This is a genomic window from Peterkaempfera podocarpi (assembly GCF_042466665.1).
Classification (GTDB): domain Bacteria; phylum Actinomycetota; class Actinomycetes; order Streptomycetales; family Streptomycetaceae; genus Peterkaempfera; species Peterkaempfera podocarpi.
In genome coordinates this window covers 1934167-1948268 of the sequence record NZ_CP162102.1, presented here as the reverse complement: position 1 = coordinate 1948268, position 14102 = coordinate 1934167, and the positions used below count along the sequence as shown (strand labels likewise).

Below are 14102 nucleotides of genomic sequence, written 5' to 3'. Positions count from 1 at the left end.
CTGGCCGGGTGCGGCCCGGAGCAGACGGGCCCCGCATAGCCGACAGCCGTCGCACCCAGGGAGCACCGACATGGTCACTGCCGTCCCGTCCGCAGCCCACCAGAGCAGGGCCGACGCTCTGCGCGAGGCCCTCGCCACCCGAGTCGTGGTGGCCGACGGGGCGATGGGCACGATGCTCCAGTCGCACGACCCGACGCTGGACGACTTCCAGGGCCACGAGGGCTGCAACGAGGTCCTCAATGTCTCGCGCCCCGACATCGTGCGCTCCGTGCACGAGGCCTACCTCGAGGTCGGCGTGGACTGCGTCGAGACCAACACCTTCGGCGCCAACCTCAGCGCGCTGGGGGAGTACGAGATCGCCGACCGCATCTTCGAGCTCTCCGAGGCGGGCGCCCGGATGGCCCGGGAGGCCGCCGACCGCCACTCCACCCCCGACCGGCCGCGCTGGGTGCTGGGCTCCATCGGTCCGGGCACCAAGCTGCCGACGCTGGGCCACATCGGATACGCCGCGCTGCGTGACGGGTTCCGGGAGAACGCCGCGGGCCTGATCGCGGGCGGGGCCGACGCGCTCCTGGTGGAGACCTCCCAGGACCTGCTCCAGGTCAAGGCGGCGGTGCTCGGCGCCAAGCAGGCGATGGCCGAGGCCGGTCTCGACCTGCCGGTCTTCGCGCAGGTGGCGGTGGAGACCACGGGCACCATGCTGCTGGGCTCCGAGATCGGCGCCGCGCTGACGGCCCTGGAGCCGCTGGGCATCGACCTCATCGGCCTGAACTGCTCCACCGGTCCGGCCGAGATGAGCGAGCATCTGCGTTATCTGGCCAAGAATGCCCGGATCGGCCTGTCCTGCATGCCCAACGCGGGCCTGCCGGTGCTGGGCAAGGACGGCGCGCACTTCCCGCTCGACCCCAAGGGTCTGGCCGACGCCCAGGAGGTCTTCACCCGGGAGTTCGGGCTCTCCCTGGTCGGCGGCTGCTGCGGCACCACGCCCGAGCACCTGCGGCAGCTGGTCGAGCGGGTGCGCGGCCGGGAGGTGGCCCCGCGCGACCCGCGTCCGGAGCCTGCGGCCGCCTCGCTCTACCAGTCCGTGCCGTTCCGGCAGGACACCTCCTATCTCGCGATCGGCGAGCGGACCAACGCCAACGGGTCCAAGAAGTTCCGCGAGGCCATGCTGGCGGAGGACTGGCAGGCTTGTGTGGAGATCGCCCGCGAGCAGATCCGTGACGGCTCGCACCTGCTGGACCTGTGCGTGGACTACGTCGGCCGCGACGGCGTCGCCGACATGCGGGAGATCGCCGGCCGGCTGGCGACCGCCTCCACACTGCCCATCGTGCTGGACTCCACCGAGGTGGAGGTGCTCCGGGCGGGTCTGGAGATGCTGGGCGGCCGGGCGGTGCTCAACTCGGTGAACTACGAGGACGGAGACGCCCCCGACTCCCGCTTCGCCCGGGTCTCCGGCCTCGCCCGCGAGCACGGCGCCGCGGTGGTGGCGCTGACCATCGACGAGGAGGGCCAGGCCCGTACCGCCGACCACAAGGTGGCGGTGGCCGAGCGGCTGATCGCCGAGCTGACGGCGGACTACGGCATCGCCGAGTCGGACATCATCGTCGACTGCCTCACCTTCACCATCGCCACCGGCCAGGAGGAGTCCCGGCGGGACGCGGTGGAGACCATCGAGGCGATCCGCGAGCTCAAGCGCCGCCACCCGGCCGTGCAGACCACCCTCGGCCTGTCCAACATCTCCTTCGGCCTCAACCCGGCCGCCCGGATGGTCCTCAACTCGGTCTTTCTGCACGAGTGCGTGGAGGCGGGCCTGGACTCGGCGATCGTGCACGCCTCCAAGATCCTGCCGATGGCCAGGATCCCCGAGGAGCAGCGCGAGGTCGCCCTGGACATGGTCTACGACCGCCGCCGGGAGGGCTATGACCCGCTGCAGCGCTTCCTGGAGCTCTTCGAGGGCGTGGACACCAGGTCCGTGAAGGCCGGCAAGGCCGAGGAGCTGGCGGCACTGCCGCTGGACGAGCGGCTCCAGGCGCGGATCGTGGACGGTGAGCGCAACGGCCTGGAGGCCGACCTGGAGGAGGCGCTGTCCCTCCGCCCGGCACTGGAGATCATCAATGAGACGCTGCTGGAGGGCATGAAGACGGTCGGTGAGCTCTTCGGCTCCGGCCAGATGCAGCTGCCGTTCGTGCTGCAGTCCGCCGAGGTGATGAAGAACGCGGTCGCCTACCTGGAACCGCACATGGAGAAGACCGACAGCCAGGGCAAGGGCACCATCGTGCTGGCCACCGTCAAGGGCGACGTCCATGACATCGGCAAGAACCTGGTCGACATCATCCTCTCCAACAACGGCTACAACGTGGTCAACCTGGGCATCAAGCAGCCCGTCTCGGCCATTCTGGAGGCCGCCGGCGAGCACGACGCCGATGTGATCGGAATGTCGGGCCTGCTGGTGAAGTCCACGGTGGTGATGAAGGAGAACCTCCAGGAGCTCAACCAGCGTGGTCTGGCCGCCCGCTGGCCGGTCATCCTCGGCGGCGCCGCGCTCACCCGCGCCTATGTGGAGCAGGATCTGCACGAGATCTACGAGGGCGAGGTGCGCTACGCCCGCGACGCCTTCGAGGGCCTGCGGCTGATGGACGCCCTGATCGGAGTGAAGCGCGGGGTGCCCGGCGCGGTCCTTCCGGAGCTTCGGCAGCGGCGGGTGCCGGTCCGCCCGCAGATCGAGGAGCCGGAGGAGAACCTGGGTTCGGTGCGCTCCGATGTGGCGACCGACAACCCCGTCCCGACCCCGCCCTTCTGGGGCGACCGGATCGTCAAGGGGATCCCGCTCGCCGACTACGCCTCCTGGCTGGACGAGGACGCCCTGTTCAAGGGCCAGTGGGGCCTGAAGGCGTCCCGTACCGGGGACGGACCGGGCTACGAGGAACTGGTGGAGACCGAGGGCCGCCCCCGGCTGCGGATGTGGCTGGACCGGCTGCAGACCGACGGCCTGCTGGAGGCCGCGGTGGTCTACGGCTACTACCCGGCCGTCTCCAAGGGCGACGACCTGGTGGTCCTCCGCGAGGACGGCACCGAGCGGACCCGTTTCACCTTCCCCCGCCAGCGGCGGGGCCGGCGGCTCTGCCTGGCGGACTTCTTCCGCCCGGAGGAGTCCGGGGAGCGGGATGTCGTCGGCTTCCAGGTGGTCACCATGGGCAGCCGGATCTCCAGGGCGGCCAATGAGCTCTTCGCCTCCGACTCCTACCGCGACTACCTGGAGCTGCACGGTCTGTCCGTGCAGCTGGCCGAGGCACTGGCGGAGTACTGGCACGCCAGGGTCCGCTCGGAGCTCGGCTTCGCCGGGGAGGACCCGGACGACGTGCAGGACATGTTCGCGCTGAAGTACCGGGGCGCGCGCTTCTCGCTGGGCTACGGGGCCTGCCCGGAGCTGGAGGACCGCGCCAAGATCGCGGACCTGCTGCGGCCGGAGCGGATCGGGGTGGAGCTCTCCGAGGAGTTCCAGCTGCACCCCGAGCAGTCCACCGACGCCATCGTGATCCACCACCCGGAGGCCAAGTACTTCAACGCGCGTTGAGCCGGATGCCGGGTTGTTGACCTACGGGCAACGCCTTCGCCGTGTCCCGGTCACCCGATGTGGCCGGGACACGCGTAACCTGGGTGGCCCTTTGCCCGTAATCGTCCACTCGTGGCCGACCGCCCGCCCCGGGCGGCCGACCCCGACCGCAGCCACCGGAAGGGGCATTCGCCCGTGACCACCACCTCCGCCGCCCCCACCTCCCCCGCAGAGTCCGGCAGCTCCGGGCTCCAAGCGGTGCTGCTCGACATGGACGGCACCCTGGTGGACACCGAGGACTTCTGGTGGCGGGCCGAGAGCTCGCTGCTGGCCGAGCTCGGCCACCCGCTGGACGAGTCCCACCGGTCCATGGTGGTCGGCGGGCCAATGTCCCGCGTGGTGGACTATCTGATCGACGTCACCGGGGCGCCCATCACCGCGGCCGAGCTCTCCGTCGGCATCAACCAGCGGTTCACCGAGCTGCTGGGTGCCGGGGTGCCGCTGATGCCGGGCGCCCGGCGGCTGCTTGCGGAGCTCTCCGCACAGGGTGTCCCGGCCGCCCTGGTCTCGGCCTCCCACCGCCGCGACATCGACCTGGTGATGCACAGCCTCGGTGCGGAGAACTTCGCCTTCTCGGTCGCGGGCGACGAGGTCACCCGCACCAAGCCGCACCCCGACCCCTATCTGGTCGCCGCCGCGCGGCTCGGCGCCGAGCCGGCCCGCTGTGTGGTGGTCGAGGACTCGCCCACCGGAGTGCGGTCGGCCGAGGCCGCGGGCTGCACGGTGCTCGCCGTGCCGTCGGTGGCCGTCATCGAGGAGGCACCGGGCCGTACGGTGGTGGCCTCCCTGGAACAGGTCGACCTGGCGCTGCTGCGCAGCCTGGTGCCCGCGCGAGTGTGACGCTCGTTACTCGACGCCGGTCGGCCCGGCCGTAAAGCCGGACATTCGCCACCAAGTCGGATCTGTCACAGCGGCCGTTCCGCCGCTGCCGCCTGCCCTGACGGGACCCGGGTTTCTACGCGCGTGCCATCGATGTGGCACGCTACACCCGATCGAACTCCCGCGCGGTCCTCGGCAGGCTCCCCTCGCACGGCCTCTGACGGACCGCCACCTCCAACCCGGAGGCCGGATCCCGGACACGCACCCACCCGTGGCCGGCCACGGGTTGCGGACTTCCCGCCCGGCGCACCCTGCCGAAGCGGATGCGGAGACGCCGGGGACGGGTCGGACGGCGGCGGCAGCGCCAGTGCCGTTCCGTCCGCCCCCGGTGGCTCCGCGCCCGCCTCCACACCCCGGAGGCGGGTGCGGCAACAAGCGGCGCCCTCACCGCCGGTCTGGAGAAGAGAACAGAAGATGTCTGCAGTCAAACGACTGGCGGCGCTCGGCTGCGCCGGCCTGGTCGCCTCGACGATCGCCGGATGCGGATCGTCCGGGGGCAGCAGCGGCAGCGGTTCCGATGCCCAGGTCACCATGGGCACAACCGCCGTCACCAGCACCTACGACCCGGCGGGCTCCTATGACTCGGGAGGCTGGCTGGTGCTGTACAACACCCATCAGACCCTGCTGAGCTTCCCCGCAGGGGCCACCACCCCGCAGCCCGATGCGGCGCAGTCGTGCTCCTTCACCGGCGGCGACGCCATGACCTATGTGTGCACGCTGAAGAGCGGCCTGAAGTTCTCCAACGGTCACTCGCTGACCGTCGAGGACGTGGTGTTCTCCTTCACCCGGATGAAGAAGATCCACGACCCGGCCGGCCCGGCCGACGCCCTCTTCGACACCCTGAAGTCGGTGAACGCCCAGGGCGACTCCCAGGTGGTCTTCCACCTCACCGAGCCCGACGCGGTGTTCCCCTCCAAGCTGGCCAGCGCCGCCGGCGCCATCGTGGACCACCAGGTCTACCCGGCCGACAAGCTGCTGCCCAACGACCAGATGGTCGGCTCCGGCCCGTACAAGGTCGAGGGCATCGACACCATGAAGACCTCGGACGGCACCGCCCCCGGCACCGTCCGGCTGGTGGCCAACCCCGAGTACCGCGGTGCCGACAAGCTCGACAACAACAAGTTCACGCTGCGCTACTTCAGTGAGCCCGCCGAGCTGAAGTCCGCACTGGAGAGCGGCCAGGTCGACTTCACCGACAACAGCCTGGACCCCAAGGACGCCACCGCCTACAAGGAGGCGGCGCTGCGCGGCACCGGCGACTTCAAGGTCGTCACCGGTGACAGCGCCGAGACCCGCTACATGGCGTTCAACACCAAGGACCCGGTGGTCGGCCGCCCGGCGGTGCGGCGCGCGGTGGCGCAGCTGCTGGACCGCAAGGCGCTCGCCCGGGACAGCTACGGCCGCACCGTCGAGGCGCTCTACTCGGTGGTCCCGCAGGGGCTGCTGGGCGCCAACACGGCCTTCTTCGACCTCTACGGCGACGCCAACGTCAGCGCCGCCCGCCGGATCCTCCAGCAGGCCGGCATCCACACCCCGGTGAACTTCTCCCTCACCTGGTCCCGCTCCCGGGTCGACTCCAAGGAGGCCGACCAGATCAAGCAGCAGCTGGAGACCGGCGGGCTGTTCCATGTGACGGTCAAGCGCGAGTCGTCCTGGGACACCTTCAAGAAGGGCTGGCAGAGCGGCGCCTACCAGGCGTACACCATCGGCTGGTCGCCGGACTATCCGGACGCGGATGACTTCATCGTGCCGCTGGTGGTCAAGGGCGGCGCGTACTACACCGGCTGGGACAGCTCCAGGATCAGCAGCCAGCTGGTGCCGCAGAGCCGCACCATGACCGACCGGACCGCGGCCATGGGCAGCTTCGCCTCCATGCAGGCCATCGTGGCGCAGGGCGTCCCGCTGATCCCGCTCTGGCAGAGCAAGACCTTCTACGTCTCCAAGAACAACGTCAGCGGCGTGGAGACCACCGTGGACACCACCGGCGTCTTCCGCTTCTGGGAGATCGGCCGGATCGCCACCGGCTGAGCCCCTACCGCCGGCAGACCTCGGGGCCGGTCGCAGCACCCGCTGCGACCGGCCCCGAGGTGCATTCCGCCGCTACAGGGCGCCGGGCCGCACCAGTCCGCTCTCATAGGCGTACACCGCGGCCTGCACCCGGTCCCGCAGGCCCAGCTTGGTCAGCACATGTCCCACATGGGTCTTCACCGTGGTCTCGCTGACGAACAGCTCGGCGGCGATCTCCGCATTGGACAGGCCCCGCGCCACCAGCTTCAGCACCTCCACCTCACGCTCGGTGAGCGCATGCAGCGTGGTCGGCGGAGCCTCGTCGCCCGAGGGCAACCGGGTGGCGTACATGTCCAGCAGCCGCCGGGTGACACTCGGCGCCAGCATCGCCGCGCCGTCCGCCACCACCCGGATCGCCTGCACCAGCTCCTCGGCCGGCACGTCCTTCAGCAGAAAGCCGCTCGCCCCGGCGCGCAGCGCCTCCACCACGTACTCGTCCAGGTCGAAGGTGGTGAGGACCAGTACCTTGGCCGGGCCGTCCCGGCCCGGCCCGGCGATCCGCCGGGTGGCCTCCACTCCGTCCATCCGCGGCATCCGGATGTCCATCAGCACCACATCCGGCTGGAGCGCCCGCACCTGGTCCAGCGCCTGCTGGCCGTCCCCGGCCTCGCCCACCACGGCCAGGTCCGTCTCGGCCTCCAGGATCATCCGGAAACCGGTACGAAGCAGCGGCTGGTCGTCGACCAGCAGCACTCGGATCGTCACCACTACTCCTCGGTCGTTCTCGGGGCGGGCAGCACCGCAAGGGGATAGGGCGGGGGCGTCCCGCCGAAGTCGGGGCAGAGCGCCTGGTGGTCGCACCAGTCGCAGAGCCGGCTGGGCCGCGGCCGCCACTCCCCGGTGGCCACCGCCCGCTGGATCGCCTCCCACAGGGCCAGCAGCTTGCGCTCCACAGCCCGCAGATCGGCCGGGTCCGGGTCGTAGGCCACCACGTCGCCGCTGCCCAGATAGACCAGCTGGAGGCGCTTGGGCACCACACCGCGCAGCCGCCAGAGCATCAGCGCGTAGAACTTCATCTGGAACATGGCCTTGCCCTCAAAATCCCGGGAGGGCGCCCGGCCGGTCTTGTAGTCGACCAGCCGCACCTCCCCGGTGGGCGCCACGTCGACCCGGTCGATGTAGCCGCGCAGCACCAGCCCCGACTCCAGGGCGGTCTCCACATACAGCTCCCGCTCGGCGGGCTCCAGCCGGGTCGGGTCCTCCACCTGGAAGTACCGCTCCAGCAGCCGCTCCGCCTCGGCCAGCCAGCCGGCCAGCTGCGCACCGTCCGCATCGTCCGGGAAGAGCCCGGCCAGCTCGGGGCGCTCGCCCAGCAGCCGCTCCCACTGCGGACGCAGCAGGCCGAGGGCCTGCTGGGGGGTGCGCTCTGCCGCCGGGGAGTCGAAGAGCCGCTCCAGCACGGCATGCACCACCGTGCCCCTGGTGGCGGCGGGGCTCGGTGGCTCGGGGAGGCGGTCGATCACCCGGAACCGGTACAGCAGCGGGCAGTTCATGAAGTCGGCTGCCCTGGACGGCGACAGGCCGGTCGGGGCGGCGGCGGGGCGCGCCCGGCCGCCGGCCGGCGGTGTCTCTGCGGCGGGGGAGGGGTCGGGGCCTCCCGGCGGGACGTCGCCGCCGTCGGTCTGGTGCATGCCCCGACCCTATGCCCCGCCGCCGACATCCCGCCGACATGGCGCCGACAGCGGCCGGGCAGCGGGCCCCGGGCCCCGCAGCCCGGTCCGGTCGCCCCGGCGGAGCCTGAGGGGTGCCCGCAGCGGGTATCAGTCGGGCAGCGGCCGTGCAGCGGTGGTGGACGCCCGGGATCGTCCCCCGTGCAGCCATCACGTAGCGTGGGGCCTGTCACACGATCCGAAGGGGCCAGGGTGAGCGAGACCAAGGGGCAGCCGAGGTCGGACCGGCCCAGCCCCGACGAGCCCCCGACCGGTCCGGGGCAGGGAGCAGCCGCACCGCGGCCGCACCCCGACGCGCCGCCGCGCGGCGGCATCCTGATGGGCCGCCCCTTCGGCGTCCCGGTCTATGTGACGCCCACCTGGTTCGTCATCGCCGCGCTGATCACCTGGGTCTTCGGGCACCAGCTGGAGGCGGTGCTGCCGGAGCTCGGCGCCGAGCGCTACCTGGTGTCGCTCTTCTTCGCCGTCGCCTTCTACGGCTCGGTGCTGGTGCACGAACTGGCCCACACCCTGGTCGCGCTGCGCTTCGGACTGCCGGTGCGCCGTATCCAGCTGCAGTTCTTCGGCGGGGTGTCGGAGATCGAGAAGGAGGCCGAGACCCCCGGCAGGGAGTTCTGGCTGGCCTTCGTCGGGCCGCTGCTCTCCCTGGTGCTGGGCGGGGTCTTCTACCTTGCCCTCCAGCCGGTCCGCCCCGGCACGGTGCCCGGGGTGCTGCTGGCCGGGCTGATGGTGAGCAACATCATCGTGGCGATCTTCAACCTGCTGCCGGGGCTCCCCCTGGACGGCGGCCGGATGCTGCGCGCCGTCGTGTGGCGCCTCACCGGGCGGGCCATGTCCGGTACCGTCGCCGCGGCCTGGGTGGGGCGCTGCCTGGCCCTTGCGGTACTGATCGGGCTGCCGCTGCTCAGTGCCCGCCGCAGCGCCGTCAGCGGCTCGGGCGCGGACACCTTCACCGACGCCATCCTCGCCGCGGTGCTGGCCTCGATCATCTGGAGCGGCGCCGGCCAGAGCCTGCGCACCGCCCGGCTGAAGGAGGCCCTCCCGCAGCTCCAGGTCCGCGCGCTGACCCGCAGGGCCGTGACCGTCACCGCCGACACCCCGCTCTCCGAGGCGCTGCGGCAGGCCCAGGAGACGGGCGCCCGCGGCATCGTGGTCGTCGACGGCCGCGGCGACCCGAGGGCCGTCGTACGGGAGTCCGCCGTGCTCACCGTGCCCGAGCACCGCCGCCCCTGGACCGCCACCGGCGCGCTCGCCCGGGACCTCACCCCGGGCATGCGGCTGCCCGCCACCGCCGGCGGCGAGGAGCTGCTGGAGGCGCTGCGCTCCGCACCGGCCAGCGAGTACCTGGTGGTGGAGGCGGACGGCTCGCTGTACGGGGTGCTCTCCCTCGCCGATGTGGAGCGGGTCCTGACAGCCGCCATGGCCGGCCGCTGACGCCCCGGGGTGCCGCCCGGGCCGGCCGGCCCGGTGATCGTCCGCGATGGTCGGGAAGTGCCTCCACCTGGCACTAGAATGGACCGCATGTCCGAACCGACCGGTGCCGCCCGCCGTCGCGGGCCCTTCCAGGTCGGGGACCAGGTCCAGCTCACCGACCCCAAGGGACGCCACTACACGTTCACGCTCGAGGCCGGGAAGAATTTCCACACCCACAAGGGTTCCTTCCCCCACGACGAGCTGATCGGTGCCCCCGAGGGCACTGTCGTGCGTACCACGGGGAACGTCGCCTACCTCGCGCTGCGGCCCCTGCTCCCCGACTACGTCCTCTCCATGCCGCGCGGCGCCGCGGTGGTCTACCCCAAGGACGCGGGGCAGATCATCTCGATGGCCGACATCTTCCCCGGTGCCCGGGTCGTGGAGGCGGGTGTCGGCTCCGGAGCGCTCTCCACCTATCTGCTGCGCGCGGTCGGCGACCAGGGCATGCTCTCCTCGTACGAGCGGCGGGCGGACTTCGCGGAGATCGCCCGGCAGAACGTCGAGCGCTACTTCGGCGGGCAGCACCCGGCGTGGAAGCTCACCGTCGGCGACCTCCAGGACAACCTGGCGGAGTCCGATGTCGACCGGGTGATCCTGGACATGCTGGCGCCCTGGGAGTGCCTGGACGCGGTGTCCAAGGCCCTGGTGCCCGGCGGCCTGGTCTGCTGCTACGTGGCCACCACCACGCAGATGTCCAAGACCGTGGAGGCGCTGCGCGAGCACCGGACCTTCACCGAACCGCAGGCCTGGGAGACCATGGTCCGCACCTGGCACCTGGAGGGCCTGGCCGTCCGGCCGGACCACCGCATGATCGGGCACACCGGCTTCCTGCTGACCGCCCGCCGCCTGGCCGACGGGGTGGAGCCGCCGATGCGCCGCCGCCGCCCCGCCAAGGGCGCCTACGGCGAGGACTACGAGGCCGCCACCTCCTGAGCCTGTACCGATGCAGCAAGCCGTGCCCCAGGGGCGCGGGGAACCGCATGAGCAAGCCGCGACAGCCGCGGGTCTTGTCTGCGGACCTCCCCGCGCCCCTGGGCGTTGAACGGCCCGGCTCCGGGATCTCCGCGGGGTGCTCCGCACCTCCCGGCCCCTTCCGCCGGGCTGCCGGGTGCCCGGGGGGTGCGGCGGTGGCGCGGTGTGGCAAGATCTGCGGCACATGACATGCCCACCGTGCAGATGAACGGGCACCGCTCCGGTGGAGGGGATCACCAGGTGGACGAAGCAGCCGAGGCCGGCACGGACACGCCGCCCAGCGGCCCGGCGCATGCCCGCTCGGGCCCGGTCCACTGGGCCGTGACCGCTGCGGCGGTGGGTGCGGTGATCGCCACAGCCGTGGTGAGCGCCCCCGCCGAGGGCGCGCCCCGCGCCCTGCGGCCCCAGACCTCCGGGCATCGGGACGCGCCCGTCACGGCCGCCCCCGCCCCGGACCCGTCGAAGGTCCAACTGCCGCTCGACTGCGGCCCGTTCCCGGTGAAGGCGGCCCGGCGGTTCGCCGCGGACCTGGACGGCGACGGCCGTCCGGAGACGGTGGTGGCGGCGCACTGCGACGGCACCAACGGCACCCCGCCCGACGGGGTCTACATCATCGCGGGCGGATCGGGAGCCGGCGGATCGGGAGCGCCGAGGATCGCGGCCACCCTGGTACGGCCCCAGGAGAACCTCAGCGTGCTGGAGCTGGAGTCGGGCCCCGGTGGCACGGTGGTCGCGCGGGTGCAGGGCTACTCGAACGCCGATGTGCCCCAGTGCTGCCCGGATGTGAACTCGATCCTCACCTGGGCCCCGGCAGGGGCCGACTGGATCCGGGCCCAGGCCTCGGCCCCCGCTCCCGTGGCGGGATAGGGCCTGTCCGACGGTTCCCGCCGGGCGGGGTCGGACAGGCCCGCAGCAACCTTCCCGGCCGACGGCGCCGGGAGGGGAAGCCCCAGGTCAGCTCGCCGGGTGGCCGGTGGGCCCGCTCCCGCAGCCGCTCGCAGGGCGCTGCGCCGGACCCGGCACGGGCGCGATGTGCCGGGCCGGCCGCGGGCTCAGTCGGCGTCCGGCCCGTAGACCTCGACCCGGTCGCTGACGCGGCGGACATGGATGCAGTCCCCGGGGCACTCCTTCGCCGAATCCACCACGTCCTGAAGGACGGTCAGCGGAACCGGAACACTCTCCCCGGGCTGCTGCCGGAGTTCGTCGTCGGTGCCTTTCACATAGGCAAGGCCGTCGATGTCGAGTTCGAAGACCTCCGGCGCGTACTGCGCGCAGATCCCGTCGCCGGTGCAGAGATCCTGGTCGATCCACACTTCGAGGGGCTCGTCGGTCGCGGACATCCTGCCTGCCGTTTCTGTCCTGAGTCGCCCCCTGTGGGGGCATTCCCGCCATTCGTACAGCGATCGCCCTGGATGTGACATCGGCGACCACGCATTGACCTGATCGACGATACATCTGGTCGCTTTCCGCAGGTGTCGGCTGGGTATCTCCCTGGCGAGGGGAAGCGCGCAAGGGTGAAGATCGGACACGCCCCTTCCGTCTTTCTGATCTAGGGGTTTACACAACCCCCGGCACAGGTAGGGTCTGGAAGCGTCCAGCTCCCCCGGAGGAGGTGAGGACCGTGGCAGCCCACGATGACGACTACAACCGCAGCACCGGCAGGCCGGCTCGGGGTTCCGACGAGGCCGCGCAGGTCTCGTTCCTCGAGCAGGAGATTGCCGTCCTGCGCCGCAAGCTCGCGGACTCGCCGCGCCACTCGAGGATCCTCGAGGAGCGCATTGTCGAGCTGCAGACCAACCTGGCCGGCGTGACGGCCCAGAACGAGCGGCTCGCCGCCACCCTGCGTGAGGCCCGCGACCAGATCGTGGCCCTCAAGGAGGAGGTGGACCGGCTTGCCCAGCCCCCCGCCGGGTTCGGCACCTTCCTCGAAGCGGTGGAGGACGGGACGGCGGACATCTTCACCGGCGGCCGCAAGCTGCGGGTCAATGTCAGCCCCAACGTCGACCTGGACGAGCTGCGGCGCGGCCAGGAGGTCCTGCTCAACGAGGCCATGAACGTCGTGGAGGCGCTGGAGTTCGAGTCCCTCGGCGAGATCGTCACCCTCAAGGAGATCCTCGAGGACGGCGAGCGCGCCCTGGTGCTCGGGCACACCGACGAGGAGCGCGTGGTCCGGCTCGCCGAGCCGCTGCGCGACATCACCGTCCGGTCCGGCGACGCACTGCTGCTGGAGCCCCGCTCCGGCTATGTCTACGAGGTGATCCCCAAGGCCGAGGTCGAGGAGCTGGTCCTCGAGGAGGTCCCGGACATCGACTACCGGCAGATCGGCGGCCTGTCCAACCAGATCGAGCAGATCCGCGACGCCGTCGAGCTGCCCTACCTGCACGCGGAGCTCTTCCAGGAGTACGAGCTGCGCCCGCCCAAGGGTGTGCTGCTCTACGGCCCGCCCGGCTGCGGCAAGACGCTGATCGCCAAGGCCGTGGCCAACTCGCTGGCCAAGAAGGTGGCCGATGTCACCGGCCGCCCCCAGGGCAAGAGCTACTTCCTCAACATCAAGGGCCCCGAGCTGCTCAACAAGTACGTGGGCGAGACCGAGCGGCAGATCCGCCTGGTCTTCCAGCGGGCCCGGGAGAAGGCGAGCGAGGGCACCCCTGTCATCGTCTTCTTCGACGAGATGGAGTCGCTCTTCCGCACCCGTGGCTCGGGTGTCAGCTCGGACGTGGAGAACACCATCGTCCCCCAGCTGCTCGCCGAGATCGACGGTGTGGAGGGCCTGGAGAACGTCATCGTCATCGGCGCCTCCAACCGGGAGGACATGATCGACCCGGCGATCCTGCGGCCGGGCCGGCTGGACGTCAAGATCAAGATCGAGCGGCCGGACGCCGAGGCCGCCAAGGACATCTTCTCGAAGTATCTCAAGGCCACCCTCCCGCTGCACCCCGACGACCTCAAGGAGCACGGTTCCTCGGCGGACGCCACCGTCGAGGCCATGATCCAGTCGGTGGTGGAGCGGATGTACTCGGAGACCGAGGAGAACCGCTTCCTGGAGGTCACCTACGCCAACGGTGACAAGGAAGTCCTGTACTTCAAGGACTTCAACTCCGGCGCCATGATCCAGAACATCGTGGACCGGGCGAAGAAGATGGCCATCAAGGACTTCCTGGACCATGGCCAGAAGGGTCTGCGCGTCTCCCACCTGCTCGCCGCATGCGTCGACGAGTTCAAGGAGAACGAGGACCTGCCCAACACCACCAACCCGGACGACTGGGCCCGCATCTCCGGCAAGAAGGGCGAGCGGATCGTCTTCATCCGCACCCTGGTCACCGGCAAGCAGGGCGCCGAGTCCGGCCGATCCATCGACACCGTGGCCAACACGGGTCAGTACCTGTAGGACCAGTCGCCCGGACGGGCCGCCACACGACCGCCAACAC

The 14102-nt window shown here is 71.2% G+C and carries 10 protein-coding genes; 7 read left to right on the top strand and 3 right to left on the bottom strand.

What is annotated here, in order from left to right; all coding sequences use genetic code 11:
• Positions 1-70: 70 nt before the first annotated feature.
• The 3 genes from metH (at position 71) to AB0761_RS08580 (ending at position 6520) form a co-directional block, all read left to right on the top strand.
• Entirely contained in the window at positions 71-3574 is a 3504-nt protein-coding gene (gene metH / locus AB0761_RS08590) for a methionine synthase (protein WP_377268369.1), read from the top strand.
• 174 nt (positions 3575-3748) lie between these two features.
• Positions 3749-4453, top strand: a complete 705-nt coding sequence (locus tag AB0761_RS08585) for an HAD family hydrolase (RefSeq protein ID WP_377268368.1) — start codon at positions 3749-3751, stop codon at positions 4451-4453.
• Positions 4454-4906: 453 nt separating this feature from the next.
• Positions 4907-6520, top strand: coding sequence for an ABC transporter substrate-binding protein (locus tag AB0761_RS08580; RefSeq protein ID WP_377268367.1), 1614 nt, complete (start codon positions 4907-4909; stop codon positions 6518-6520).
• A gap of 72 nt (positions 6521-6592) precedes the next feature.
• Here AB0761_RS08580 and AB0761_RS08575 read toward each other — a convergent pair whose 3' ends face one another.
• Both AB0761_RS08575 and AB0761_RS08570 read right to left on the bottom strand, forming a co-directional pair.
• Positions 6593-7264 (bottom strand): response regulator, encoded by a 672-nt coding sequence (locus AB0761_RS08575; protein ID WP_377268366.1) that lies wholly within the window; start codon positions 7262-7264, stop codon positions 6593-6595.
• Between the two features lie 2 nt (positions 7265-7266).
• Positions 7267-8190 carry a RecB family exonuclease gene (locus tag AB0761_RS08570; RefSeq protein ID WP_377268365.1) on the bottom strand — a complete coding sequence of 308 codons (924 nt, stop codon included), beginning with the start codon at positions 8188-8190 and terminating at the stop codon, positions 7267-7269.
• On the opposite strand from AB0761_RS08570, the gene AB0761_RS08565 reads away from it, so the two are divergent.
• From AB0761_RS08565 to AB0761_RS08555, 3 genes are all read left to right on the top strand, one after another.
• Positions 8185-9663, top strand: coding sequence for a site-2 protease family protein (locus tag AB0761_RS08565; RefSeq protein ID WP_377268364.1), 1479 nt, complete (start codon positions 8185-8187; stop codon positions 9661-9663). The two genes, AB0761_RS08570 and AB0761_RS08565, sit on opposite strands and share 6 nt — an antisense overlap.
• Before the next feature lie 87 nt (positions 9664-9750).
• The gene (locus AB0761_RS08560; RefSeq protein ID WP_055586103.1) at positions 9751-10635 is read left to right on the top strand and encodes a tRNA (adenine-N1)-methyltransferase; all 885 of its coding nucleotides are present in this window, start codon (positions 9751-9753) and stop codon (positions 10633-10635) included.
• Positions 10636-10914: 279 nt separating this feature from the next.
• On the top strand, positions 10915-11541 hold the full coding sequence (locus AB0761_RS08555) for a hypothetical protein (protein WP_377268363.1): 627 nt from the start codon (positions 10915-10917) through the stop codon (positions 11539-11541).
• Between the two features lie 185 nt (positions 11542-11726).
• Here the strand turns inward: AB0761_RS08555 and AB0761_RS08550 are convergent, their stop codons facing one another.
• Positions 11727-12014, bottom strand: coding sequence for a ferredoxin (locus AB0761_RS08550; RefSeq protein ID WP_377268362.1), 288 nt, complete (start codon positions 12012-12014; stop codon positions 11727-11729).
• A gap of 281 nt (positions 12015-12295) precedes the next feature.
• Here AB0761_RS08550 and arc point away from each other — a divergent pair, with 281 nt between their 5' ends.
• Complete coding sequence (gene arc, locus AB0761_RS08545) at positions 12296-14062, top strand: proteasome ATPase (RefSeq protein ID WP_377268361.1); 1767 nt, start codon at positions 12296-12298, stop codon at positions 14060-14062.
• Positions 14063-14102 lie beyond the last annotated feature (40 nt).

Excerpts from the sequence above, each read along its gene's own strand:
- AB0761_RS08560 (WP_055586103.1), top strand. The coding sequence starts at position 9,751 with ATGTCCGAACCGACCGGTGCCGCCCGCCGTCGCGGGCCCTTCCAGGTC.
- metH (WP_377268369.1), top strand. The coding sequence starts at position 71 with ATGGTCACTGCCGTCCCGTCCGCAGCCCACCAGAGCAGGGCCGACGCT.
- AB0761_RS08570 (WP_377268365.1), bottom strand. The coding sequence starts at position 8,190 with ATGCACCAGACCGACGGCGGCGACGTCCCGCCGGGAGGCCCCGACCCC.
- AB0761_RS08550 (WP_377268362.1), bottom strand. The coding sequence starts at position 12,014 with ATGTCCGCGACCGACGAGCCCCTCGAAGTGTGGATCGACCAGGATCTC.
- AB0761_RS08580 (WP_377268367.1), top strand. The coding sequence starts at position 4,907 with ATGTCTGCAGTCAAACGACTGGCGGCGCTCGGCTGCGCCGGCCTGGTC.